This is a genomic window from Streptomyces sp. NPDC051567, from assembly GCF_044454165.1.
Taxonomy (GTDB): domain Bacteria; phylum Actinomycetota; class Actinomycetes; order Streptomycetales; family Streptomycetaceae; genus Streptomyces.
Genome location: NZ_JBITDK010000011.1, coordinates 16,396 through 38,919, shown reverse-complemented (window position 1 = coordinate 38,919; position 22,524 = coordinate 16,396). Strand labels below are relative to the sequence as shown.

The window sequence follows — 22,524 nt, the reverse complement described above, 5'->3', positions numbered from 1 at the left end:
CGGTAGCCTGCCGGACCCGGGCGGGTAAATCAATGACTCGAACGAGTGATCGCCTGATGGCAGGCCATCCTCCGGTTCCCGCCGCCGACCCCCTCCGGCAGGAACCGGAAGGCGGCCTGGAACAGCCCGGGAACAGCCCGGGGGCGGCCCGGGGCCGACGGCCCAGTACGGCTAGCGCGCCGGGTTCGCGTCCTGGCCAGGGTTCACGTCCGGGGCGGGGTCGCGTCCGGGCCCGGGGCGGGGGGCCCGGCCGGTTCCGGCTGAGGCCCAGGCCCAGCCCCCGGCCCCGGCTGTCCGGGCGTCGTCCGTGTCGCCACCGCCTTCGCCCAGCGGTAGTCCGCCTTGCCGCTCGGGGAGCGCTGGACGGCAGGGGTGATCACGAGCCGGCGCGGGATCTTGTACCCCGCCAGCCTGGTGCGGCAGTGGCTCTGGATCTCCTCCAGGGTCGGCTCCGGGGCGCCGGCCCGGAGCTGGACCACCGCCGCGACGCGGCTGCCCCAGGCCGGGTCCGGGACTCCGGCGACCAGGGCGTCGTACACGTCCGGGTGGGCCTTCAGCGCCTGCTCGACCTCCTCCGGATAGACCTTCTCGCCCCCCGTGTTGATGCACTGCGAGCCGCGTCCGAGCACGGTGACGAGGCCCTCCTCGTCCACCGTGGCCATGTCCCCGAGCAGGACCCACCGCTCCCCGTCCCGCCGGAAGAAGGTCTCCGCCGTCTTGGCCGGGTCGTTGTAGTAGCCGAGCGGCACATGGCCGCGCTGCGCGAGCCGCCCCGGCTCGCCGGGCGGCACCGGCTCGTGCGTCACCGGGTGCACCACCCGCGTACGGGCGTTCATCCGCAGCCGGAACGCCCGGTCGGTGGGGTCCCCGGTGGCGGTCCCGTTGAAACCCGACTCGGAGGACCCGAAGTTGTTCAGCAGCATCACCTTCGGCGCGAGGGCCAGGAACTGCGCCCGCACCGTCCCGGACAGGACCGCGCCCGAGCTGGAGACGGCGAACAGCGAGGACAGGTCGGTCCCGGCCAGCGGCCCGCCCAGCGCGTCGGCCAACGGCCGCAGCATGGCGTCGCCCACCAGGGAGACGGAGGTGACCCGCTCGGCGGCGATGGTGCGCAGCACCTCCTCGGGCACGAACTTGCGGTGCACCACCACCTTCTGGCCGTAGTTGAAGGCGATGAACGCGGTCAGCGTGGAGGTGCCGTGCATCAGCGGGGGAGTGGGGAAGAAGACCAGCCCCTCACCGCCCGCCGCGACCCGTTCGGCCAGCTCCTGCGGGGAGGCGACCGGCTGCCCGGTCGGCGCGCCGCCGCCCAGCCCGGCGAAGAAGAGGTCCTCGGACCGCCACATGACGCCCTTGGGCATGCCGGTGGTGCCGCCGGTGTAGATGATGAACAGGTCGTCGGCCGAGCGGGCCGGGAAACCGCGCTCCGGTGAACCGGCCGCCTCGGCGTCCGCGTACGCGACCGGCGTCACCGAGGGCTCCGGCGCGCCCTCGGGCGCGGGCCCGACCCGGATCAGGTGCCGCAGCCCCGCCGTCCGCGGCAGCGCGGCGGCCACCCGTCCGGTGAACTCGCCGTCGAAGACGAGGGCGGCCAGATCGGCGTCGTTGTAGAGGTGGACCAGCTCCTCCTCCACGTACCGGTAGTTGACGTTGACCGGGACCAGCCGGGCCTTCAGGCAGGCCAGCACGGTCTGGAGGTACTCGGTCCCGTTGTAGAGGTGCAGCCCCAGGTGGTCGCCGGCCTTCAGCCCGCTGTCCAGCAGGTGGTGCGCGACCCGGTTGGCCGCCGCGTCCAGCTCCGCGTAGGTCAGGCGGCGCACGGCGCCCGTCCCGGGGTGGTCCGCGGACACGAGGGCCTCACGGCCCGGGACCACGTCCACGACCGACTCGAACAGGTCGGCAAGGTTGTACTCCACCGTTCCTCCTGACCCCGGACATCGTCACGACGGCTCCACCCGGCGGTCATTAGAGCGCCGCCGGTCCGAACTGGGAAGGGCGCCGCCCAAGAAATCTGACTGGGTGTCAGCAAACTCTTGAACTGCGCCCGCCGCTCCTGCAACCTGTTCCAGGTGTCGACACGGGAGGACGGCCATGGGCGGTACCGAACACCTGACCGTGGAACGGCACGGCGCCACGCTGGTGCTCACCATGAACCGGCCCGAGGCGAAGAACGCGCTCTCGCCGTCCCTGCTGGTGGGCCTCCACGACGGATGGCTGGAGGCGGACGCCGACGACGAGATCCGCTCGGTGGTCCTGACGGGCGCGGGCGGGGACTTCTGCTCCGGCATGGACCTGAAGGCACTGGCCGGGACCGCGGCGACGGACGACCGCTACCGCGACCGCCTCAGGGCCGACCCCGACCTGCACTGGAAGGCGATGCTCCGTCACCACCGGCCGCGCAAACCGGTGGTCGCGGCGGTCGAGGGGTACTGCGTGGCGGGCGGGACGGAGATCCTCCAGGGCACCGACATCCGGGTCGCGGCCGAGAGCGCCGTCTTCGGGCTCTTCGAGGTCCGGCGCGGACTCTTCCCGATCGGCGGCTCCACGGTGCGGCTGCCGCGCCAGATCCCGCGGACGCACGCGCTGGAGATGCTGCTGACCGGACGGCCGTACTCCGCCGCGGAGGCCGCGCGGATCGGCCTCGTGGGGCAGGTCGTCCCCGACGGGACGGCCCTGGCCGTGGCGCTGGAACTCGCCGCGCGGATCAACGCGTGCGGGCCGCTCGCGGTCGAGGCGGTCAAGGCGTCCGTCTACGAGAGCGACGGGCTGACCGAGGCGGAGGCGCTGGCCGGTGAGCTGGCGCGGGGCCGGCCCGTCTTCGGGACCGCCGACGCGCGGGAGGGGGCCAGGGCCTTCGCGGAGAAACGGGCCCCGGTGTACCGACGAGCCTAGTCGGCGGGGCGCCTGGCGGGTACGGGTCGCCCGGGTCGCGGGTCGCGGGTGCGGGGTAGCCAGGCCGGTGCGGCGCCGTTGCCGGGGCTCCGCCCCGGACCCCGCGCCTCAAACGCCGGCGGGGCTGAGAATGCCGGGCCTGTGGCCGTAAGCCCGGGCTGAGAAGTCCGGCGGGGCTGAGAATGCCGGGCCTGTGGCCGTAAGGCGAGGTTGAGAAGTCCGGCGGGGCTGGAGGAGCAGGTCTGTGGGGTCTGTGGGGGTGGTGTGAACGTGGAGTGGAGTCGAGAAGTGGAGAGTCGCCCATGACCGACGTGTCCCCGTGCCCGGGTGGGGTGTGGCGTGCGCCCCTCGTCGTCGAGTTTCCCTTCACCCGGTCGCTCGGGCCCGTGCAGAGCGCGTTCCTGACCGGGCTGCGCGAAGGCGTCGTGCTCGGGGTGCGGACCTCCGAAGGCACGGTGATGGTCCCGCCCGTCGAGTACGACCCCGTCACCGCCGAGGAGATCCGCGACCTGGTCGAGGTCGCCGCCACCGGCACCGTCACCACCTGGGCCTGGAACGCCCGCCCCCGCCCCCACCAGCCGCTGGACACCCCCTTCGCCTGGGTCCTGGTCCGGCTGGACGGCGCCACGACCGCGCTCCTGCACGTCCTGGACGCGCCCGGCCCCGAGGCCGTGCGCTCCGGGATGCGGGTGCGGGTCCGCTGGGCCGCCGCGCGCACCGGCGCCATCACCGACATCGCCTGCTTCGAGCCCGAGGACCGTGAACCGGACCCCGGCGCCGAAGACCCCGGCCCCGTTCCGCACGACGGGATCTTCGCCGACCCCGTCACCCGGATCGTCACCGAGGCCCGACTCGACTACACCTACAGCCCCGGCCGCGCCCAGAGCGCCTACCTCGACGCCCTCGCCGGGCGCCGGACCGTCGGCGAGCGCTGCCCCTCCTGCCACCAGGTGTACGTGCCCCCGCGCGGTGCCTGCCCCACCTGCGGGATCGCCACCACCGACCGGGTCGAGGTCGGCCCGGCCGGCACGGTCACCACGTACTGCGTCGTCAACATCACGGCACGGGGCGCCGGGAGCGACGCCCCCGAAGTCCCCTACGTCTACGCCCACATCGTCCTCGACGGCGCCGGCCTCGCCCTCCACGGACGGATCGGCGGCATCCCCTACGACCAGGTCCGGATGGGCCTGCGCGTCGAACCCGTGTGGACCGAGGGCGGGCGCCACCCCGACCACTACCGTCCCACCGGCGAGCCGGACGCGGCGTACGACACGTACAAGGAGTTCACCTGATGACGGGACCGGGACCGGGACCCGCCCGCGACGTGGCCGTCGTCGCCTTCGCCCAGAGCGACCACCTGCGCCGCACCGACGAACTCAGCGAGGTCGAGATGGTCATGCCGGTCCTGCACCAGGTCCTGGAACGGACCGGGCTGAAGGCCGCAGGCATCGACTTCACCTGCTCCGGCTCCAGCGACTACCTGGCCGGCCGGGCCTTCTCCTTCACCATGACCCTCGACGGGGTCGGCGCCTGGCCGCCCATCGCGGAGTCCCACGTCGAGATGGACGGCGCCTGGGCCCTCTACGAGGCATGGGTCAGAATCCAGACGGGCGAGGCCGACACCGCGCTCGTCTACGCGTACGGGAAGTCCTCCCCGGGATCGGTGCGCGATGTCCTGACCCGCCAGCTCGACCCCTACTACGTGGCTCCGCTCTGGCCCGACTCCGTGGCCCTGGCCGCCCTCCAGGCCCAGGCCCTGATCGACGCGGGCGACACCGACGAGAGGGCCCTGGCCGCGATCGGCGCCCGCAGCCGGGCCGCCGCCACGGCCAACCCGCACGCCCAGCTCAGCGGGGCCGTCCCGCAGGGCGGCTACCAGGTGGCGCCCCTGCGCACCGGCGACTGCCCGCCCGTAGGCGACGGCGCGGCGGCGGTGGTCCTGGCCGCGGGCCCCGCCGCGCGGCGGCTGTGCGCGCGCCCGGCCTGGATCACCGGCATCGACCACCGCGTCGACGCCCAGGGCCTGGGCCTGCGCGACCTCACCGACTCCCCGTCCACCCGGCTCGCCGCACAGGTCGCCGGGCTCTTCACCCGGCCGGTGGACACGGCGGAACTGCACGCGCCGTTCTCCTCCCAGGAAGTGGTGCTCCGCAAGGCCCTGCGGCTCGGCCCGGAGGTCACCGTCAACCCGTCCGGCGGGCCGCTCGCCGCCAACCCGGTCATGGCCGCGGGCCTGATCCGGATCGGCGAGGTGGCCGCCCGCATCCACCGCGGCGCCTCCGACCGGGCCGTCGCCCACGCCACCTCCGGGCCCTGCCTCCAGCAGAACCTGGTGGCCGTCCTCGAAGGGGAACCCCGTTGAGCGCCACCGGCAGGGAACCGGTGGCGGTCGTCGGCATCGGCCAGACCGGGCACGCCGCCGCCCGCCACGACGTCTCCCTCGCCGGACTCGTCCGGGAGGCGGCGCTGCGCGCCCTCGACGACGCCGGACTGGACTGGGCGGACCTCGACGCGGTCGTCCTCGGCAAGGCCCCGGACTTCTTCGAGGGCGTGATGATGCCCGAGCTGTACCTCGCGGACGCGCTGGGCGCCGTCGGCAAACCGTTGCTGCGCGTCCACACCGCCGGCTCGGTCGGCGGCTCGACGGCGCTGGTCGCCGCCGGGCTGGTGGCCGCCCGCGTGCACCGCACCGTCCTCGCCCTCGCCTTCGAGAAGCAGTCCGAGTCCAACGCCATGTGGGGCCTGTCGCTGCCCGTCCCCTTCCAGCAGCCGCTGCTGGCGGGCGCGGGCGGCTTCTTCGCCCCGCACGTGCGCGCCTACATACGGCGCTCCGGCGCGCCCGCCGCCGTGGGCCCGCTCGTCGCCTACAAGGACCGCCGCAACGCGCTGCGCAACCCGTACGCGCACCTGCGCGAGCACGGCATCACCCTGGCGAAGGTCCAGGCGTCCCCCATGCTCTGGGACCCGATCCGCTACTCCGAGACCTGCCCCTCCTCGGACGGGGCCTGCGCGATGATCCTCACCGGCCGGGCGGGCGCGGCCCGCTCACCGCACCCGCCGGCCTGGATGCACGGCGGCGCGATGCGCAGCGAACCGACCCTCTTCGCGGGCAAGGACTCCGTCTCGCCCCGCGCGGGCCGCGACTGCGCGGCCGACGTCTACCGGCAGGCGGGGATCACCGACCCGCGCCGGGAGATCGACGTGGCGGAGCTGTACGTGCCCTTCTCCTGGTACGAGCCGATGTGGCTGGAGAACCTGGGCTTCGCCCCGCCGGGCGAGGGCTGGAAGCTGACCGAGGCCGGGGTCACCGAACTCGACGGCGACCTCCCGGTCAACCCGTCGGGCGGCGTCCTGTCCACCAACCCGATCGGCGCCTCCGGCATGATCCGCTTCGCGGAGGCCGCCCTCCAGGTCCGCGGCCGGGCGGGGGAGCACCAGGTCCCGGGGGCCCGCCGGGCCCTGGGGCACGCCTATGGAGGCGGCGCGCAGTTCTTCGCGATGTGGCTGGTCGGGGCCGAGGAACCGGCCGGCTGAACGCCCCCCCGCACGGCCCCGGTGGCGGGGCGGCACGCAACGGGCCCGGCCCGGGGACGGCCCGGCCCGGGCCGACGGGAAGAAGATCGGAACCTTTCCCGGCGGCAGACCGCCTCCCGCCGTGCGCGGGCGTACGCTGATCTCCCCGAACACGCCTGGGGGGACCAGCCATGACGGAACGCCGGACCTTCATACGGCGCACGATGTTCGAACGCGAGACCGAACTTGCCACCGTGGAAGAGGCCCTGGACCAGCTCACCGGTCCCGGCGCGTCCGGCGCCGCGGAGGGCGGCGCCCTGCTCGCCTTCTCCGGCCCCGCCGGGCTCGGCAAGACCACCCTCCTCGCCGAGGTGCGCCGCCGGGCCCGCGCCCGGGCCTGCACCGTCCTCGCCGCCCGCGGCGGCGAACAGGAACAGAGCCAGCCCTTCCACGTCGCCCGCCAGCTGATCCAGCCCCAGCTCGCCGGCGCCTCCGGGACGCGCCTGCGCGCCGCCCTCGGCGACTGGTACCCCATCGTCGGCCCGGCCCTCGGCCTCTGCGCCCCCGAACAGGGCGCCCCGCCCGACCCCCAGGGCCTGCGCGACGGACTCGACTGGGTCCTGACCCACCTCGTCGTCCAGCGCGCCCCCGTCGCCCTCGTCCTCGACGACGCCCACTGGACCGACCCCGAGTCCCTCGGCTGGCTCGCCGCCTTCGCCCCGCGCGCCGAACACCTCCCGCTCCTCCTCGTCGTCGCCTACCGCCCCGACGAACTGCCCGCCCACGCCGACGCCTTCCGCACCCTGCCCGGCCGGGCGGGACAGCGCCCGCTGGCCCTCGCCCCGCTCACCGCGGGCGCCGTGGGCACCCTCGTCCGCGAGACGGTCGGCGGCCACGCGGACGACGCCTTCTGCCGGGAGGCCTGGGCCGTCACCACCGGCAACCCCTTCGAAGCCGTCGAACTCGCCGCCAAGGTACGGGAGAAGGGCCTGGCCCCGGTCGAGGCGAGCGCCCCGCTCCTGCGCGACCTCGCCGCCGCCCAGCGCGGCAGCGGACTCGTCGCCCGCCTCGAACGCCTCGGCCCCTCCACCGTCCGCTTCGCCTGGGCCTGCGCCGTCCTCGGCACCGCCATCCCGCAGGACCTCGCGGCCCGGGTCGCCGCCCTCGGCACCGAGGAGGCCGCCGACGCCACCGGCCGGCTGCGCGACGCCCGCATCCTCTCCACCACGGCCACGGCCACGGGTGCCGACGGACCCCCCGCCGGGCTGGAGTTCGTCCACCCGCTGATCGCCACCGCCCTCTACCGGTCCATACCCGACGCCCTGCGCGTCGCCCTGCACGGCAAGGCCGCCGCGGCCGTCGTGGACGCCGGACTCGGCCCCTGCGCCGCCGCCCGCCACCTCCTGGAGACCCACCCCGAGAACGACCCCTGGGTGGTCCGGGTCCTGCGCGCCTCCGCCGCCGAGAACCTCCGCGCGGGCGCCCCCGAAGCCGCCCGCCGCCAGCTCGCCCGCGCCCTGCGCGAACCCCCGGACTTCGACGAACGCGCCGCCGTGCTCTACGAACTGGGCTGCGCCTCCCTGCTCACCGAACCCGCCAACACCGTCCACCACCTGCGCGACGCCCTCGCCGAGCCCTTCGACGACCCCGCGCTGCGCCAGGGCATCGTCATCCGTCTCGCGCAGGTGCTCGCGCACAGCGACCGCCTGGCCGAGGCGTCGCACTCGCTCGCGCGGGAGATCCCCTCCACCCAGGACGCGCGCGCCCGGCTGCGCCTGCGGTCCGAACGGTTCATGTGGGACGCCTTCGACGCCGCCGAGCCCGACTCCCCGGCCCGCTCGCGCCGGCTGGCCCGGCTCGCCGACCGGCTGACCGGCCGCGACCTCACCGAGCGGTACGTCATCGGGCTGCGCGCCTGGGACGCCTGCCTGCGCGGGGAACCGGTGGAGACGGTCCTGCGCCACGCGGGCCGGGTCCTGGAACAGCACTTCAGCTGGGCGCACGAGGACCGGGGCTTCGAGGTGCCCGTCCTGACCGCCATGGTCCACATGTACGCCGACCGGCCGTGGCGGGCGGAAGAACTGTTCGACGCGGGCACCGCCGAGTTCGAACGACAGGGCTGGCGCGGGGCACACCTCTCCTTCGCCTACAGCCTGCGCGCGTACGTCCGCTACCGGCGCGGGCGGCTCGTGGAGGCCGAGGAACTGGCGCGCGCCGGTCTGCGGCTCGCCGAGCGCGTGGGCCGCCGCACCCCCGTGCACTGGTACGCCATCTCCATCCTCACCACGACCCTGCTGGCGCGCGGCAGACCCCAGGAGGCCCGGGAACTGGCCGAGGAACACGAGTACGGGGAACCCTTCCCGGCGGCCGTCGTCTTCCCGGACTCCCAGACCGTCCACGCCGAACTCCTGCTGGCCCTCGGCCGGACGAAGGCGGCCGTCGCCGAACTGGAGGCGGTCGGCCGGCGGCTGGCCCGGCGCGGCATCCAGAACCCGGCCTGGTGCCCGTGGCGGCTCCACCTGGCCCGCGCCCTGCGCGAGGAGGACCCGGAGCGGGCCCGCGCCCTGGCCCGCGAGGGGCTCCGGCGGGCCCGCGCCTTCGGCGCCCCCTCGGGCATCGGGCAGGCCCTGCGGGTGGCGGCACAGGTCGCGGCCCCGCCGGAGCGGGAAGGGCTGCTGCGGGAGGCGGTGGCGCTGCTGTCGGCCTCCCCGGCGGCGTACGAACTGGCCCGCGCGCTGGCCGCCCTGGGAACGGAACTCGGGGACACCGCGATCCTCGCCCGCGCCCTGGTCACGGCCCGGGAGTGCGGAGCCGACGCGCTGGCGGCGCGGACGGCCGGGGAACTGCTCGCCCGGGGCGCCGCCCTGCCGTGCGGGTCGCCCTGGACGGACGCGCCGACCGGCGACGAGCTGCGGGCGGCGGAGCGGGCCGTGCGGGGCGAGGAGGTGACGCAGGAGGAGCTGTCGGCGCTCTGCCGCAAGCTGGGCACCGACCGCGCCGGCCTGCCGGACGCGCTGGCGGCGTCCGCCCGCCCGAAGGCCGGGTCGGTCCGCCCCTGACGCTCCCGGTCCGCCCCTGACGCACCCGGCCCCGGCCCGGCCCGGACCACCCCGCCCGTCCCGGAAACCGGCCCGTCCCGACGGCCCCGGTCCGGCTCCCCGGTGGTCCTCCCGCCCCGCGCGCCCGCTCCCGGACCGGCCCGTGCTCCCGGGGCGCCCCCGGTGACGGCCCGGTCCCCGGCCCGCTCCGCAGGGCCTCCCGGCGCCCCGGCCCGGCCCCGGCGCGGTGTCACCGGGGTGCGGGGCCGGGCCCGTACCCGAGGGAGCCCCGGGGGCCGGGAAACCCGCCGGGCCACGTACCATGGCGGCATGTCCTTCCTCCGCCGCCACCGCGCCGCCACACCCGCCGGCCCGGACTTCGACGTCCTGGCCATGGACCCGGGGGACTGGCCGGGCAACCTCGGGGCCGGGCTGCTCCCCGCCCCCGACGGCAGCTGTCAGGGTGTCTTCCTGCGCTACGACCTGTTCGGCGGACGCGGCCCCGCGATGATCATCGGCAACCTTCCCGAGGGCTCCCCCGCCCGGGAGCTCGCCGAGGGCCAGGTCCCCTTCGAGGTGGCCCAGCTCCTGGACGCCCTGGAGAACGAGGAGGAGGTCGAGGTCACCGGCGCCGAGGACTGCCCCGTCATGCAGGGCGACAACCTCCTCATCGTCCGCAAGATCAAGCTGTCGGAGTCCCGGATCTCCTGCGTGCAGTTCGACCGCAGTGACAACGTGCTGGTCACCATCGCCAGCTGGGACCGCCCGATCACCGACGACCTCTACGCGCTGCTGAAGCCGCTCCCCGCCGAACTCTTCCAGCAGGGATAGCGGCGAGCGCCCGGCCGGGGAACCGGCCGGACCCGCCCCGCGCGGGCCGGGAGAACCGGCCCGGCCCCGTCACACCCTTCCCGGACCCCACGCCCCACGGACGCGCCGCACCCGCACGTCACGCGTCCGCGAGGTCGTTGGCCGCCACGTAGCCGAACGTCATCGCGGGCCCGATCGTGGAGCCGGCCCCCGCGTAACTGTGTCCCATCACCGCCGCACTCGCGTTGCCCGCCGCGTACAGCCCCGGGATCACCGAGCCGTCCTCCCGCAGCGCCCGCGCCCGCGCGTCCGTCACGATGCCGCCCTTGGTGCCCAGGTCCCCCGGCACGATCCTGAACGCGTGGAACGGCGGAGCCCAGACCGGCGCCAGGCACGAGTTCGGCAGCACCGCCGGATCGGTGTAGTAGTGGTCGTACGCCGAGTCGCCCCGCCGGAAGTCGCTGTCCGTCCCGGACCACGCCTGCGCGTTGAACCGGTTGAGCGTCGCCCGCAGCGCGCCCGCCGGGACCCCGATCCGCGCCGCCAGCCCGTCCCACGTCCACGCCTTCTCCGCCGCGCCCGCCCCGTACCACGCGTCCGGGAAGGCGAGCGTCGGAGGGATGTCCTTGAACAGGTACCTGTTGCGGTAGTTCTGGTCCACGATCAGCCACGCCGGGATGTGCGAACCCGGCGCGCCCCGGTCCTTCTCGTACATCACGTGCACCACATCGCTGTACGGCGCCGCCTCGTTGACGAACCGCGCGCCGTCCGCGTTCACGATCAGCCCGCCCGGCAGGGTCCGCTCGGCGAGACAGAAGTACGGCTCCCCGGGCAGCGGGATCGTCGGCCCCCACCAGGCGTCCTCCATCAGCGCCAGCGCCGCCCCGGCCCGCTGCCCCGCCCGGATGCCGTCCCCGGTGTTCTCCTTCGCCCCCACCGACCACCGGGTGTCGGTCGGCTGCTGCTGGTAGCGGGCCCGCATCCCCGCGTCGTGCTCGAAGCCGCCCGAGCCGACGACCACACCCCGCCGGGCCCGCACGACGCCCCGTACGCCCTCCTTCTCCACCACGACCCCGGTGACGGCCCCGCCCTCCTGGACCAGGTCCACCAGCGGGCTGTCCAGCCACACCGGCACCCCGGCCCGCGACAGCCCGGCGCGCAGCCCCGCCGCCAGGGCCTGGCCCATCGTCAGCGGCTTCTCCCCGCGCAGCGCCGCCGCCGTCCCGCGCGCCAGGCACTCCGTGGCCACCGCCAGCCCCCGCGCGTTGACCGCCGCGAGGTTCAGCCACTTGTAGTCCTGGCCGAACACCACCATCCCGGCGGGGACCGCCAGGTACGCCGGGTTCAGGCGGGCCAGTTCGGCGCCCAGGAGCCTCCCGTCGAGCTGGTCCGGCTCGATGGACCGGCCGTTCGGCAGCCCGCCCGGCAGCTCCGGGTAGTAGTCGCTGTACCCCTCCATGAAACGGAACCGCAGCGGACTGCGGGCCATCACGGAGTCCAGCATCCTGGGCCCGTGCGCGAGGAACGCCGCCTGCCGGTCGGCGGGCACACCGGGCCCGACGACCGCCGACAGGTAGGCGGCCGCCTTCCGCGGGGTGTCCGGCACGCCCGCGGCCAGGATCACCGCGTTGTTGGGCAGCCAGATCCCGGCCCCGGAGCGCGCGGCCGACCCGCCGAACGTGGCCGCCTTCTCGACGACCAGGACGCTCAGCCCCCGCCCGGCGGCGGTGAGCGCGGCGGTCATCCCGGCGGCCCCCGACCCGACCACGACGACGTCGTACACGCCGAGCGGGGGCCCTTCGCCGGAGCCTGAGGCCCGCGCCGCGGCGGACGGCAGCACGGTGGCGGCGATCACCCCGGCCCCGGTCCCGGCGAGGACCGTCCGGCGGGAAGGGGAGGAGGCGGGGACGGGCGAGGGGGAGGGGGAACCGCGGTGCGGGGCGGGGCTCGTGGTCACGGGCGGGCTCCGGTGGAGTCGGGAGGACGGGAGCGGCTCCAGTGTTCTGACGCCGGGTCAGAAAAATGTGCGGGGGACGATGGGAAGTCAAGGCCCGTGCGGCGGCGCTTCCCCACGGCCCGGCGCCCCGCGCCCCGGACGCACCCGCCCCCGCGCCCCGGACGTGCGAGGTCCCGTGCCCGGCGCGCGGGCGCGCCGGGCACGGGACTCGTCGGGGCGGGCGCCGGGCGCCGGGGTCAGCGGGTGCCGACCGCCGCGCGGACCGCCCGGCGGGCCATGCCCACGTCGTCGTGGAGACGGCGCAGCAGCAGCCGCTGCTCCTCGCCGGAGGACAGGGCGCCCACCGGCAGCGGCTGGGCCGGGGCGGCGGCCCGCATCGACCGCTGGACCGCGGTCTCGCACATCCGGATCTCACGGATCAGCACCAGCATCAGATTGACCAGGAAGGCGTCCCGGGCGGCCGGTCCGGCGGCCTGGGCGAGCCGGCTGATCTGGCCCCGGGCCGCCGGGGCGTCGCCCAGCACCGCCCACAGCGTGGCCAGGTCGTAACCCGGCAGGTACCACCCCGCGTGCTCCCAGTCGAGCAGCACCGGGCCGGCCGGGGAGAGCAGCAGGTTCGACAGCAGCGCGTCACCGTGGTTGAACTGCGGGCCGGTGCCGGCCCGCGCCCCGCGCAGCAGCTTCCGCAGGTCCCCGAGGTCCCGGTCGGTCAGCAGGCCGAGTTCGTGGTCGCGGGCGATCCGCCGGGAGTAGTGCAGCGGGCTCCCGAACAGCCCGGCCGGCGCCTCCCAGCGGTTGACCTGGCACACGGCGCCCAGGGCGGCGCGGATGTCCGGCCGCGGCGGCGCCTCCACCGGGTGCCGCTGGAGCGCGGCCACCCGGCCCGACACGCGCTCGACCACCAGCGCGCATTCCTCGGGGTCGGCGGCGATCAGCCGCGGGACCCGGACCGGGGGACGGTGCCGGACGAACGCCCGGTACGCCGCTATCTCGTGCCGGTACCGCTCGCGCCACTCGGGCGAGTGGTCCAGTAAGACCTTGGCCACGGCGGTCGTCCGCCCGGTGGCCCCCACCAGCAGGACCGAGCGTCCGCTGCGCCGTAGCACCTGCACCGGGGTGAACTCCGGACAGATCCGCTGCACCGAGGTGAGCGCGGTGCGCAACTGGGCCCCCTGCGGCCCGGAGAGGTCGATCCTCCCGCTGAGCTGTCGCGGCGCGGCCACCGGCATCCGCCGTGCCCGTACGGCGCCCTGCGCGGGGGGCGCGGAGCGGCCGGATTCGAGGTAGGGTCCGCCGCCCGCCTGGAGGGTGCGGTGCTGGCGGACCGGCGCGGACACGGAGGACGATGCTGCGTACATGGCGGTGACGGGTATCCCTTCGTGTGCCGACGAGTTGCGTACGCCACCCCCGCCGGTCCGTGCTTCGCCCTGGGGAGTTCCGCAGGTGACCGGGTCGGGGAGGCGCATCCCTACCTGACACCCGGGCACGGGTGGCACACCATCTGGCGCACCCTGGCGAACCCTGGCGAATAGTCGTCGGCCCCCTGGCGCGGGGTTACTGTCAACTCAGCCGAGAACCTGGGGGCTTGACGTGAGCAAAGGTCCGAACACCCGCCTGAACGACCTGTTCGGCCTGGCCGGCTGGTCCAAGGGTGAACTCGCGAGGATGGTCAACCGGCAGGCGGCGGCCATGGGCCACCACCAGCTGGCCACCGACACCTCGCGGGTACGGCGCTGGATCGACACGGGGGAGTCCCCGCGCGAACCGGTGCCCACGGTACTGGCAGCCCTGTTCACCGAGCGGCTCGGCCGTGTCGTGACCATCGAGGACCTCGGTTTCGTACGGCAGCGGCGCACCACGAAACGGCAGCGGGACGGGGAGCAGGAGTGCCCCGACGGAATGCCCTGGGCGCCCGAACGCACCGCCGCGGTCCTCACCGAATTCACGGGAATGGACCTCATGCTCAACCGTCGCGGTCTGATGGGCGCGGGCGCCGTGCTCACCGCCGGCTCCGCCCTCACCCACGCCATGCACGACTGGCTGCACACCGATCCCGCCCGCGCCGCCGTCGCGCCGGGCCGTGTCCCCTTCCAGGCCGACCAGGCGGGCTACGACCGCTACGACGCCGCGCCCATCGGCTCCCAGGAGATCGAGGCACTGGAACACTCCGTCGAGGTCTTCCGCGCCTGGGACGCCTCCCGGGGCGGCGGCCTCCAGCGCAAGGCCGTCGTCGGCCAGCTCAACGAGGTCGGCGGGATGCTCGCCTACCACCACCCCGACCACCTCCAGCGGCGGCTGTGGGGGGTGGCGGCCAACCTGGCGGTGCTGGCCGGCTGGATGTCCCACGACGTGGGGCTCGAACCCACCGCGCAGAAGTACTTCCTCATCGCCGCGCACGCGGCCCGCGAGGGCGGCGACCGGCCGCGCGCGGGCGAGGCGCTCTCCCGGGCCGCCCGCCAGATGGTCCACCTGGGCAAGCCGGACGAGGCGCTCGACCTGATGCGGCTGGCGCGGTCCGGTTCGGGGGAGACGGCCCTGCCCCGCACCCGCGCCATGCTCCACACCATCGAAGCCTGGGCGCAGGCCGCGATGGGCAAGGGCCAGGCCATGCGCCGCACCCTGGGCGAGGCGGAGGAACTCTTCGTCTCCGACCGGGGCGACGTGCCGCCGCCCAGCTGGATGCAGCACTTCGACGAGGCGGACCTGCACGGGATGCAGGCCCTCGCGTACCGGACGCTCGCCGACCACGACGCCACCGCGGCGCCGGTCGCCGCGCGGCACGCCAAGGAGGCGCTGCGGCTGCGCGGCGAGGGGTACCAGCGGTCGCAGATCTTCGACTACCTCTCGCTGGCCTCGGCCTACTTCATCGCCGACGACCCGGAACAGGCCGACCGTTACGCCCGGCTCGCGCTCGTCTCGATGAACGAGACCTCCTCGCACCGGACCTGGGACCGGCTCCGCGAGATGTACCGGCTCACCGGCCAGTACTCGGGGCACGCGCGCGTCGAGAACCTGCGCGAGGAGATCCGGCTGGCCCTCCCCGACACCCCGGCGCCGCACGGCGCCACGGTGTGACCCCGTCGTCGCAGCCGTCCCGGCCCGCAGGGGTCCGCCGCTACGCGCCCACCCGGGCCACGAGCACGCAGGCGTCGTCCGCGCGTCCGCCCTCGCCGAACTCCTCGGTCACCAGCCGTACGCACTCCTGTGCCGAGCGCGCCGCCGAGAGCCGCGGCGCGAGCGCGAGCAGCCGCTCGGTGCCGTCCGCCCGGCTGAACTCGATGCTGCGCGGCGTCAGCCCGTCGGTGTGCAGGACGAGGACGTCACCCACGTCGAGCCGCTCCTCGGCCTGCCCGTACGCCGCCCCGGAGGTCGCGCCCAGCAGGACGCCCTCCGGGGGCAGCAGGGAGCGGCCCGAGCCGCGGCGGAACAGCAGGGGGGCCGGGTGGCCCGCCTGCGCCCAGGACAGGACCCGGCGCGCGGGGTCGTAGCGGCAGCAGACGGCCGAGCCGAGGGCGGGCTGCGCGGAACTCTCCAGGAGCTGGTTGAGCCAGCCCATCAGGGGGCCCGGCTCGATCCCGGCCATGGCCATCGCCCGCAGGGCGCCCAGCATCATCGCCATCCCGGAGGTGACGGCCACCCCGTGCCCGGTCAGGTCGCCGACCGTCAGCATCGAGTCCCCGCCGGGCAGTTCGAGCGCGTCGTACCAGTCGCCGCCGATCAGCGCGCTGGTCGCGGAGGGGAGGTAGTACGCGGCCACGTCGAGCGTGCCGCCGCCGCGGTGCGGGAAGCGCAGGGGACGGCCCTGCCACGGCGGGAGCACCGCCTCCTGGAGCTCGACCGCCAGCCGGTGCTCGGTCTGCGCGATCTCCCGGCGGCGCTGGAGCGAGTCCCGGGACTCGCTCACCGCCCGCCGGCTGCGGCGCAGGTCGCTCACGTCCCGCAGCACGGCCCACATGGAGGCGGTGCAGCCGTCGACGTCGAGGACCGGCTCGCCCTTCATGTGCAGGGTCCGCACCCGTCCGTCGGGGCGGACGATGCGGAACTCGCCGTCCATCGGCCGGCCGTCCACCAGGCAGGCGGTGACCATCGAGGTGAGCAGCGGCTGGTCCTCGGAGAAGAGCGTGGAACCCAGTTCGTCCAGGGGCAGCGCGCCCGCCGCGGGAGGCCGGCCGAAGATCTGGAAGAGCTCGTCGGACCAGGTGACCTCGTCGGTCAGCAGGTTCCACTCGGCGTTGCCGACGCGGACCTGCCGGTCCTGGGGGCCGGCCTCGGGTACGGGCCGGGGGAAGACGGTGGGCTCGGGCGCGGGCGGCAGGCCGGCCCTGAGCTGGCCGAGGTGCTCACCGAGGTCGTCGAGCTGGTGCACGGCGAGGTCGCACAGGGCGCGCTGCCAGCGGCCCTGGGCCTCGTCGTCCGCCACGGCGTGGCGGCGGACCGCGTCCACCTCTCCGCGCAGCCGCCGGGTCTGCGAGATCAGCGCGTCCACCGGTCCCGGCTCGGGTGGCGGCGCGGGACGGTCCGCGGACAGGTGGGGCGGCATGAGAACTCCGATACAGGCGCGGCACGGCCAGGTCTGAAGGAAGGACCGGTAACGACTGTCGCACAGGCGGCGACGGCGTGTAAGGCGATTGGCAACATCAGAACCGTTCTTGCCCCGGGCATATGCCAAGGGCCTTATGGGTCGTTCTGTGACCGTGCGAACGTTTTCGGCCAGGGCTTTCGTGGGCCCTGCCCGGTCACGCCGGACCACCCGCACACGCGGTGACCGGGTCCGGCCGGAAACCGGCCGTCCGGCCGCGGAAGGTCGTTCGTACGGCCGGGGCGGACGGGGTGAACACACCGGCGTCCGGGCACGGTACGCGGACCGGCCCGCCCGCCACGGTACCCCCGAACGGGTGCCTCCGGCCCCATGGACCCCCGGTTTTCCGGGCCTTGCTCCCCCTTCCCCCGTCGGGAGAAGGGCCCGTCGGGGCCCGGATTTTCCCCACCTCCCCAAGATCGCTACGCTACGTGCCGGTAACGAACCGGGGGAGGTCCGCGCCAGCGGGCCCGCGCAGGGTGGGGACACGAGGACATGACCGGGCAGAGCCGTACCGCAGGACAGGGCCCGCCGGACGGGCAGGGCCCCCCGGCGCGGGCGGACCGCACCGGCGGCGGCCCGAGCCGCCGGTCCTTCCTTACCTCCCTCGTCGCGGCCCCGACCCTCGCCCTCGTCACCAGCGCCGGGGCCGAAGCGGCCGCCCCGCGCAGCGCCCACGCCGCGGTACCGACCCTGCCCGCCGTCGCCGACCTGTTCGACCTCGGCGACCTGTTCATCCTGGCCGGCGCGCCCACCTCCGCCCTGCTGGCGCTCCTGGTGGAGGCGGACGGCACCATCCGCTTCCGGCTGCCGCGCGAGGAGGTCGGCCAGGGGCTCACCACCGCCGTCGCCATGCTCGTCGCGGAGGAACTCGACGCGCCCCTGGCCCACGTCCGCGTGGAACTGGACGACGCCCGGCCCGAGCTGCTCTTCAACCAGCTCACCGGCTCCTCCAACGCGATCCGCTCCCTCTACGGGCCGGTCCGCCAGACCGCCGCGACCGCCCGTGCCCGGCTGGTCGCCGCCGCCGCCCGCCGCTGGAACCTCCCGCGGTCCGCGCTGACCACCGCCGACGGCGCCGTCCGCGCTCCCGACGGCCGCACCGCCGGATACGGCGCCCTCGCCGCGGACGCCGCCGATCCGCGCCTGATCGTCCTCGGCGCCACCCCCAAGAAGACGGCCCGGCACTCCCTCGTCGGCACACCCACCGGCCGCGTCGACGCCCGCGCCATGGTCACCGGCGCCCAGAAGTACACCCTCGACCTCGACGTGCCCGGCGCCAGACCCTGCGTGCTGCGCCGCCCGCCCACCCTCGGCGGCACCGTCCGCGCCGTCACCAACCTCGCCGCCGTCCGGGCCATGCCCGGCGTCCTGCACGTGGTGACCGTCCCGACCGGTGTCGCCGTCGTCGCCGAGACCTTCGGGCAGGCCATCGTCGCCAAGGACGCGCTCAAGGTCACCTGGGGCCCCGGCCCCGCCGACCACCTCTCCGACGAGCAGGTCCGCGCGAAACTGCGCGCCGCCGCCCCGGCGCCCCTGGTGGCGCCGCTGCTGACCCCGTACGTGGACGCCGAGTTCGACTTCGCCTTCGTCAGCCACGCCCCGATGGAGACCAACTCCGCCGTCGCCGACGTCCGCGCGGACCGCGCCGAGATCTGGTCCGGGCTCAAGTCCCCGATCATCGCCCGCCAGAGCATCGCCGCCGCACTCGGCCTGCCGGTCGACAAGGTCACGGTCCACGTGGTCCAGGCGGGCGGCTCCTTCGGCCGCCGGCTCTTCTTCGACGCGGCCCTGGAGGCCGCCCTCGTCTCCCAGGCGTGCCGCCGCCCGGTCCGGCTGATGTGGACCCGCGTGGACGACACCCGGCACGGCCGGATGCGGCCCGCCACCCACCACAAGATCCGCGCCACCCACCTCCTCGGCGAGGTGCTCACCTTCGAACACCGCGTCGCCGCCGCCGAGACCGACTTCCGGCACGGACTCGGCGAGATCCTCACGGCCACCGTGGCGAGCCTGCCGCTCATCGGCAACGCGGCGCTCGCCCAGACCATCTTCCGGACCACGGTCTCCTCCCCGTACCACTTCGGGCTCACCACCCAGACGCTCACCGAGGTGGCGACCGGGGTCCCGACCGGCTCCTGGCGCTCGGTGTACTCCGCGAACACGCGCGGCGCCGAGGAGATCATGGTCGACGAACTGGCCGCGCGGACCGGGAAGGACCCCTACCTGTTCCGGCGCGCCTTCCTCAAGAACGCGGCCCAGCGCGCGGTGCTGGACAAGGTGGCCGAGGAAGGGGAGTGGGGCCGGCCGATGGAGCCGGGCCGCGCCCAGGGCATCGCCTTCCACGAGGAGTACCGCTCCCGCACCGCCTGCCTCGTCGAGATCGACACCCGCGACCCGGACCACGCGCGCGTCACCAAGGCCGTCATCGCGGTCGACGTGGGCCTGCCCGTCAACCCGCGAGGTCTTCAGGCCCAGATGATCGGCGGGCTCACCGACGCGATCTCCACCACCCTGCGCGCCGGACTCCACCTGGACAAGGGGCTTCCCCTGGAGGGCAGCTACAGCCAGTTCCACTGGGCCCGCCAGCGGGACACCCCGCACGACGTACGGGTCTTCGTGCTCCCCGCCACGGGCGAGGAGCCGGGCGGCGCGGGCGAGCTCGGGGTGCCCGCGGCGGTCGGCGCGATCGCCAACGCCTGGGCCCGCGCCACCGGGAGGAAACCGCGCTCCTTCCCCCTCGACTTCGACGTCGACTTCACCCCCTATCCCCGCTAGCAGGAGTACGCCGTGCCCTCGCACACCTTCACCGTCAACGGGCGGAGCGTCACCGTGGACGCCCCCGACGATCTGCCCCTGCTCTGGGTCCTGCGGGACATGCTGGGCGTCACCGGCCCCAAGTACGGCTGCGGGGTGGACGTCTGCAAGGCGTGCACCAGCCATCTCGACGGCGTGGACGTCCGGCCGTGCGTGGTCCCCGTCTCCGCCTGCGCCGGGAGGTCGGTCACCACCATCGAGGGCCTGGCCGACGGCGACCGCCTCCACCCCGTCCAGGAGGCATGGCTCGAACAGGACGTCTCCCAGTGCGGTTTCTGCCAGCCCGGCCAGATCATGGCCGCCGTGGCCCTGCTCAAGCGCACCGCCGAGCCCACGGACGAGGACATCGACGCCATCGCCAACATCTGCCGCTGCGGGACCTACGTCCGCATCCGCGAGGCCATCCGCGCCGCCGCCGCCCGCATGTGACCCGCCCGCATGTGACCCGCCCGCATGTGACCCGCCCGCATGTGACCCGGCCGTCGTGAACCGGCACGGCCGGTCCGCGGCGGTGGTGGCCGGGGGAGGCGGGGCGGTTCGCGGCGTGACACAGCCCGCAGACGGGCGGCCTGGCGGACAAACTGGACGATCATGTCCGAATGAGGCGCATCAACGCGAAACGCGTGCTGGTCGGTGAACCGCTCGACACCGCGCGGCTGGGCGAGACCCTGCTGCCCAAACGGCTCGCCCTCCCGATCTTCTGCAGCGACCCGCTCTCCTCCGTGGCCTACGCCACCGAGGAGATCCTGCTGATCCTCGCCCTCGGCGGGGTGGCCCTGCTCCACCTCACCTGGTACGCGGCAGCCGCCATCGTCTTCCTGCTGGTCGTCGTCGTCGCCTCCTACCGGCAGACCTGCCACGCCTACCCCGGCGGCGGGGGCGCGTACGTCGTCAGCGCCGAGAACCTCGGCCCCACCGCCGCGCTGACCGCGGCCAGCGCCCTGCTCGTCGACTACGTCATGACCGTCGCCGTCTCCGTCGTCTCCGGAGTCGCCGCCGTCACCTCGGCGATCCCCTCGCTCAGCGGCCACCAGGTCGCCCTCTCCGTCGCCTTCGTGGTGCTCATCACCCTGATGAACCTGCGCGGCGTACGGGAGTCCGGGCGGGTCTTCGCCGTTCCCACCTACGGGTTCGTCCTCGTGATCTACCTCATGTTCGCCTTCGCCGCGGTCCGGATGGCGAACGGCGCCACCCTGCGCGCCGAATCCGCCGACCTGCCGATCGTCGGGGCCGACACCTACACCGGCCTGGCCCTCGTCCTCCTGGTGATGCGCGCCTTCGCCTCCGGCTGCACCGCCCTCACCGGGGTCGAGGCGATCAGCAACGGCGTCCCCGCCTTCCGCAAGCCCAAGGCCCGCAACGCGGCGACCACCCTGGCCGTGATGGGCGCCCTGTCGGTGACGATGTTCGTGGGCATCACCGTCCTGGCCATGGTGTACGAGGTGCACGTCGCGGCCGACCCCACCCAGCTGGGGCTCGCCCCCGGCACCCCGATGTCCACCGCGCTCGCCCAGATCGGCCGCACCACCTTCGGGAGCGCGCACTTCCTCTTCTACCTGCTCCAGGCCGTCACCGCCGGGGTCCTGGTCCTCGCCGCGAACACCGCCTTCAACGGGTTCCCGATGCTCGCCTCGATCCTGGCCAAGGACCGGTACGCGCCCCGCCAGCTCTTCAACCGGGGCGACCGGCTCGTCTACTCCAACGGCGTGGTGCTCCTGGCGCTCGCCGCCATCGCCCTCATCGTCGCCTTCGACGCCCAGCTGACCCGCCTCATCCAGCTCTACATCATCGGCGTCTTCGTCTCCTTCACCCTCTCCCAGGCCGGGATGGTCCGGCACTGGCGCAAGGAGCTGGCCTCGCCCGCCACACCGGTCCAGGAGCGGGTCCACATCCACCGCCGCCGCGCCATCAACGCGGTCGGGGCCGTCATGACCGCACTGGTCCTGGTCATCGTCCTGCTCACCAAGTTCACCCACGGCGCCTGGCTGGTCGTCATCGCCATGCCCCTGCTCTTCGCCGGGATGAAGGGGGTGCGCCGCCACTACGACCAGGTGGCCCGGCAGGTCGCCGTCCCCGCCGACGCCAGACCCCGCAAACCCGCCCGCCACCACGTGGTCGTCCTGGTCTCCTCCGTGCACGCCCCGACGCTGAAGGCGCTCGGCTACGCGCTGGGGCTGCGGCCCGACACCCTGACGGCCGTCACCGTCGCGGCCGACGAGGAGGAGGCGCGGGGGCTGCGCGCGCAGTGGGCCGCGCACGATCCGGGGGTCCCGCTGAAGATCCTGCACTCGCCGTACCGCGAGGTGGTGGGCCCGATCCTCGCCCACGTCGAGGAGCTGGCCGCGGACGCCGCGACGGACATGCTGTCGGTGGTGATCCCCGAGTACGTGGTCGGGCACTGGTGGGAGCAGCCCCTGCACAACCAGAACGCGCTGCGGCTGAAGACGAGACTGCTGTTCACACCGGGCGTCGCGGTGATCGACGTCCCCTACCTGCTGGAGTCGGCCCGGCGGGCGGGGCCCGCCGCCCGCCCGGCCGCGGCGGTGACGACGGACCGGCCGGACCGGTAGGCCGGCGCAGTGGGCCGGGCCAGTGGGCCGGCGCGGGTCAGCGGCTCGGCTCCGGGTCCGGGCGCAGGCCCTCCAGTTCGAGGCGGAGCGCCTCGCCGCGGTCGTGCTCCCTCTCCGCGGCGTAGAACTCGTGCGCGGCCATGAGCCGGGCCTCCCGCTCCTGCGAGGCGGCCAGTCCGGCGGCCAGCCGGTCGGCGGTGGACTGGCCACGGGTGTGCGGCGCGGGGCTGTTCGCCATGGTCTCTCCCGGTGTGTGCGGATCGGTGCGGTGCCTCACCGAGCCTTGCCGATGGCCGTCGCCCCGGGGAGCCGCCGCAGGCCCGCGATGGCTGGATCACACCCCCTGTT

15 protein-coding genes are annotated in these 22,524 nt (G+C 74.8%); 10 read left to right on the top strand and 5 right to left on the bottom strand.

What is annotated here, in order from left to right; translation table 11 throughout:
* Window positions 1–203 precede the first annotated feature (203 nt).
* Window positions 204–1,916: an acyl-CoA synthetase gene (locus ACIA5F_RS14900; protein WP_399352796.1), complete on the bottom strand. Its 1,713-nt coding sequence runs from the start codon at window positions 1,914–1,916 to the stop codon at window positions 204–206.
* A 175-nt stretch (window positions 1,917–2,091) separates the two neighbouring features.
* On the opposite strand from ACIA5F_RS14900, the gene ACIA5F_RS14895 reads away from it, so the two are divergent.
* The 6 genes from ACIA5F_RS14895 (at window position 2,092) to ACIA5F_RS14870 (ending at window position 10,274) form a co-directional block, all read left to right on the top strand.
* Window positions 2,092–2,892: a crotonase/enoyl-CoA hydratase family protein gene (locus tag ACIA5F_RS14895; RefSeq protein WP_399352794.1), complete on the top strand. Its 801-nt coding sequence runs from the start codon at window positions 2,092–2,094 to the stop codon at window positions 2,890–2,892.
* 302 nt (window positions 2,893–3,194) lie between these two features.
* Complete coding sequence (locus tag ACIA5F_RS14890; RefSeq protein ID WP_399352792.1) at window positions 3,195–4,184, top strand: Zn-ribbon domain-containing OB-fold protein; 990 nt, start codon at window positions 3,195–3,197, stop codon at window positions 4,182–4,184.
* Window positions 4,184–5,254 (top strand): thiolase domain-containing protein, encoded by a 1,071-nt coding sequence (locus ACIA5F_RS14885; RefSeq protein WP_399352790.1) that lies wholly within the window; start codon window positions 4,184–4,186, stop codon window positions 5,252–5,254. The genes ACIA5F_RS14890 and ACIA5F_RS14885 overlap by 1 nt, the downstream gene beginning before the upstream one ends.
* A gap of 20 nt (window positions 5,255–5,274) precedes the next feature.
* On the top strand, window positions 5,275–6,426 hold the full coding sequence (locus ACIA5F_RS14880; RefSeq protein WP_399353065.1) for a thiolase domain-containing protein: 1,152 nt from the start codon (window positions 5,275–5,277) through the stop codon (window positions 6,424–6,426).
* 203 nt (window positions 6,427–6,629) lie between these two features.
* Window positions 6,630–9,464, top strand: a complete 2,835-nt coding sequence (locus ACIA5F_RS14875; RefSeq protein WP_399352788.1) for an ATP-binding protein — start codon at window positions 6,630–6,632, stop codon at window positions 9,462–9,464.
* Window positions 9,465–9,773: 309 nt separating this feature from the next.
* Window positions 9,774–10,274 carry a hypothetical protein gene (locus tag ACIA5F_RS14870; protein ID WP_399352787.1) on the top strand — a complete coding sequence of 167 codons (501 nt, stop codon included), beginning with the start codon at window positions 9,774–9,776 and terminating at the stop codon, window positions 10,272–10,274.
* A gap of 118 nt (window positions 10,275–10,392) precedes the next feature.
* Here ACIA5F_RS14870 and kstD read toward each other — a convergent pair whose 3' ends face one another.
* Both kstD and ACIA5F_RS14860 read right to left on the bottom strand, forming a co-directional pair.
* Window positions 10,393–12,108: a 3-oxosteroid 1-dehydrogenase gene (kstD, locus tag ACIA5F_RS14865; protein ID WP_399353063.1), complete on the bottom strand. Its 1,716-nt coding sequence runs from the start codon at window positions 12,106–12,108 to the stop codon at window positions 10,393–10,395.
* Window positions 12,109–12,446: 338 nt separating this feature from the next.
* The gene (locus ACIA5F_RS14860; protein ID WP_399352785.1) at window positions 12,447–13,568 is read right to left on the bottom strand and encodes an aminoglycoside phosphotransferase family protein; all 1,122 of its coding nucleotides are present in this window, start codon (window positions 13,566–13,568) and stop codon (window positions 12,447–12,449) included.
* Window positions 13,569–13,800: 232 nt separating this feature from the next.
* On the opposite strand from ACIA5F_RS14860, the gene ACIA5F_RS14855 reads away from it, so the two are divergent.
* The gene (locus ACIA5F_RS14855; protein WP_399352783.1) at window positions 13,801–15,285 is read left to right on the top strand and encodes a hypothetical protein; all 1,485 of its coding nucleotides are present in this window, start codon (window positions 13,801–13,803) and stop codon (window positions 15,283–15,285) included.
* 40 nt (window positions 15,286–15,325) lie between these two features.
* Here ACIA5F_RS14855 and ACIA5F_RS14850 read toward each other — a convergent pair whose 3' ends face one another.
* Complete coding sequence (locus ACIA5F_RS14850; protein WP_399352781.1) at window positions 15,326–16,750, bottom strand: PP2C family protein-serine/threonine phosphatase; 1,425 nt, start codon at window positions 16,748–16,750, stop codon at window positions 15,326–15,328.
* Between the two features lie 534 nt (window positions 16,751–17,284).
* Between ACIA5F_RS14850 and ACIA5F_RS14845 the strand changes: the two genes are divergently transcribed.
* From ACIA5F_RS14845 to ACIA5F_RS14835, 3 genes are all read left to right on the top strand, one after another.
* Window positions 17,285–19,567 carry a molybdopterin cofactor-binding domain-containing protein gene (locus ACIA5F_RS14845; RefSeq protein WP_399352779.1) on the top strand — a complete coding sequence of 761 codons (2,283 nt, stop codon included), beginning with the start codon at window positions 17,285–17,287 and terminating at the stop codon, window positions 19,565–19,567.
* Between the two features lie 12 nt (window positions 19,568–19,579).
* Complete coding sequence (locus ACIA5F_RS14840; RefSeq protein ID WP_399352777.1) at window positions 19,580–20,035, top strand: (2Fe-2S)-binding protein; 456 nt, start codon at window positions 19,580–19,582, stop codon at window positions 20,033–20,035.
* 170 nt (window positions 20,036–20,205) lie between these two features.
* Window positions 20,206–22,176: an APC family permease gene (locus ACIA5F_RS14835; protein ID WP_399352775.1), complete on the top strand. Its 1,971-nt coding sequence runs from the start codon at window positions 20,206–20,208 to the stop codon at window positions 22,174–22,176.
* A 37-nt stretch (window positions 22,177–22,213) separates the two neighbouring features.
* Here ACIA5F_RS14835 and ACIA5F_RS14830 read toward each other — a convergent pair whose 3' ends face one another.
* The gene (locus ACIA5F_RS14830; protein WP_399352773.1) at window positions 22,214–22,414 is read right to left on the bottom strand and encodes a hypothetical protein; all 201 of its coding nucleotides are present in this window, start codon (window positions 22,412–22,414) and stop codon (window positions 22,214–22,216) included.
* Window positions 22,415–22,524: the final 110 nt, after the last annotated feature.

Bases quoted from the DNA above. Each gene is read 5' to 3' on its own strand.
- ACIA5F_RS14835 (WP_399352775.1), top strand. From the start codon at position 20,206: ATGAGGCGCATCAACGCGAAACGCGTGCTGGTCGGTGAACCGCTCGAC.
- ACIA5F_RS14845 (WP_399352779.1), top strand. From the start codon at position 17,285: ATGACCGGGCAGAGCCGTACCGCAGGACAGGGCCCGCCGGACGGGCAG.
- ACIA5F_RS14830 (WP_399352773.1), bottom strand. From the start codon at position 22,414: ATGGCGAACAGCCCCGCGCCGCACACCCGTGGCCAGTCCACCGCCGAC.
- ACIA5F_RS14870 (WP_399352787.1), top strand. From the start codon at position 9,774: ATGTCCTTCCTCCGCCGCCACCGCGCCGCCACACCCGCCGGCCCGGAC.
- ACIA5F_RS14890 (WP_399352792.1), top strand. From the start codon at position 3,195: ATGACCGACGTGTCCCCGTGCCCGGGTGGGGTGTGGCGTGCGCCCCTC.
- ACIA5F_RS14895 (WP_399352794.1), top strand. From the start codon at position 2,092: ATGGGCGGTACCGAACACCTGACCGTGGAACGGCACGGCGCCACGCTG.
- ACIA5F_RS14860 (WP_399352785.1), bottom strand. From the start codon at position 13,568: ATGTACGCAGCATCGTCCTCCGTGTCCGCGCCGGTCCGCCAGCACCGC.
- ACIA5F_RS14875 (WP_399352788.1), top strand. From the start codon at position 6,630: ATGTTCGAACGCGAGACCGAACTTGCCACCGTGGAAGAGGCCCTGGAC.
- ACIA5F_RS14850 (WP_399352781.1), bottom strand. From the start codon at position 16,750: ATGCCGCCCCACCTGTCCGCGGACCGTCCCGCGCCGCCACCCGAGCCG.
- ACIA5F_RS14885 (WP_399352790.1), top strand. From the start codon at position 4,184: ATGACGGGACCGGGACCGGGACCCGCCCGCGACGTGGCCGTCGTCGCC.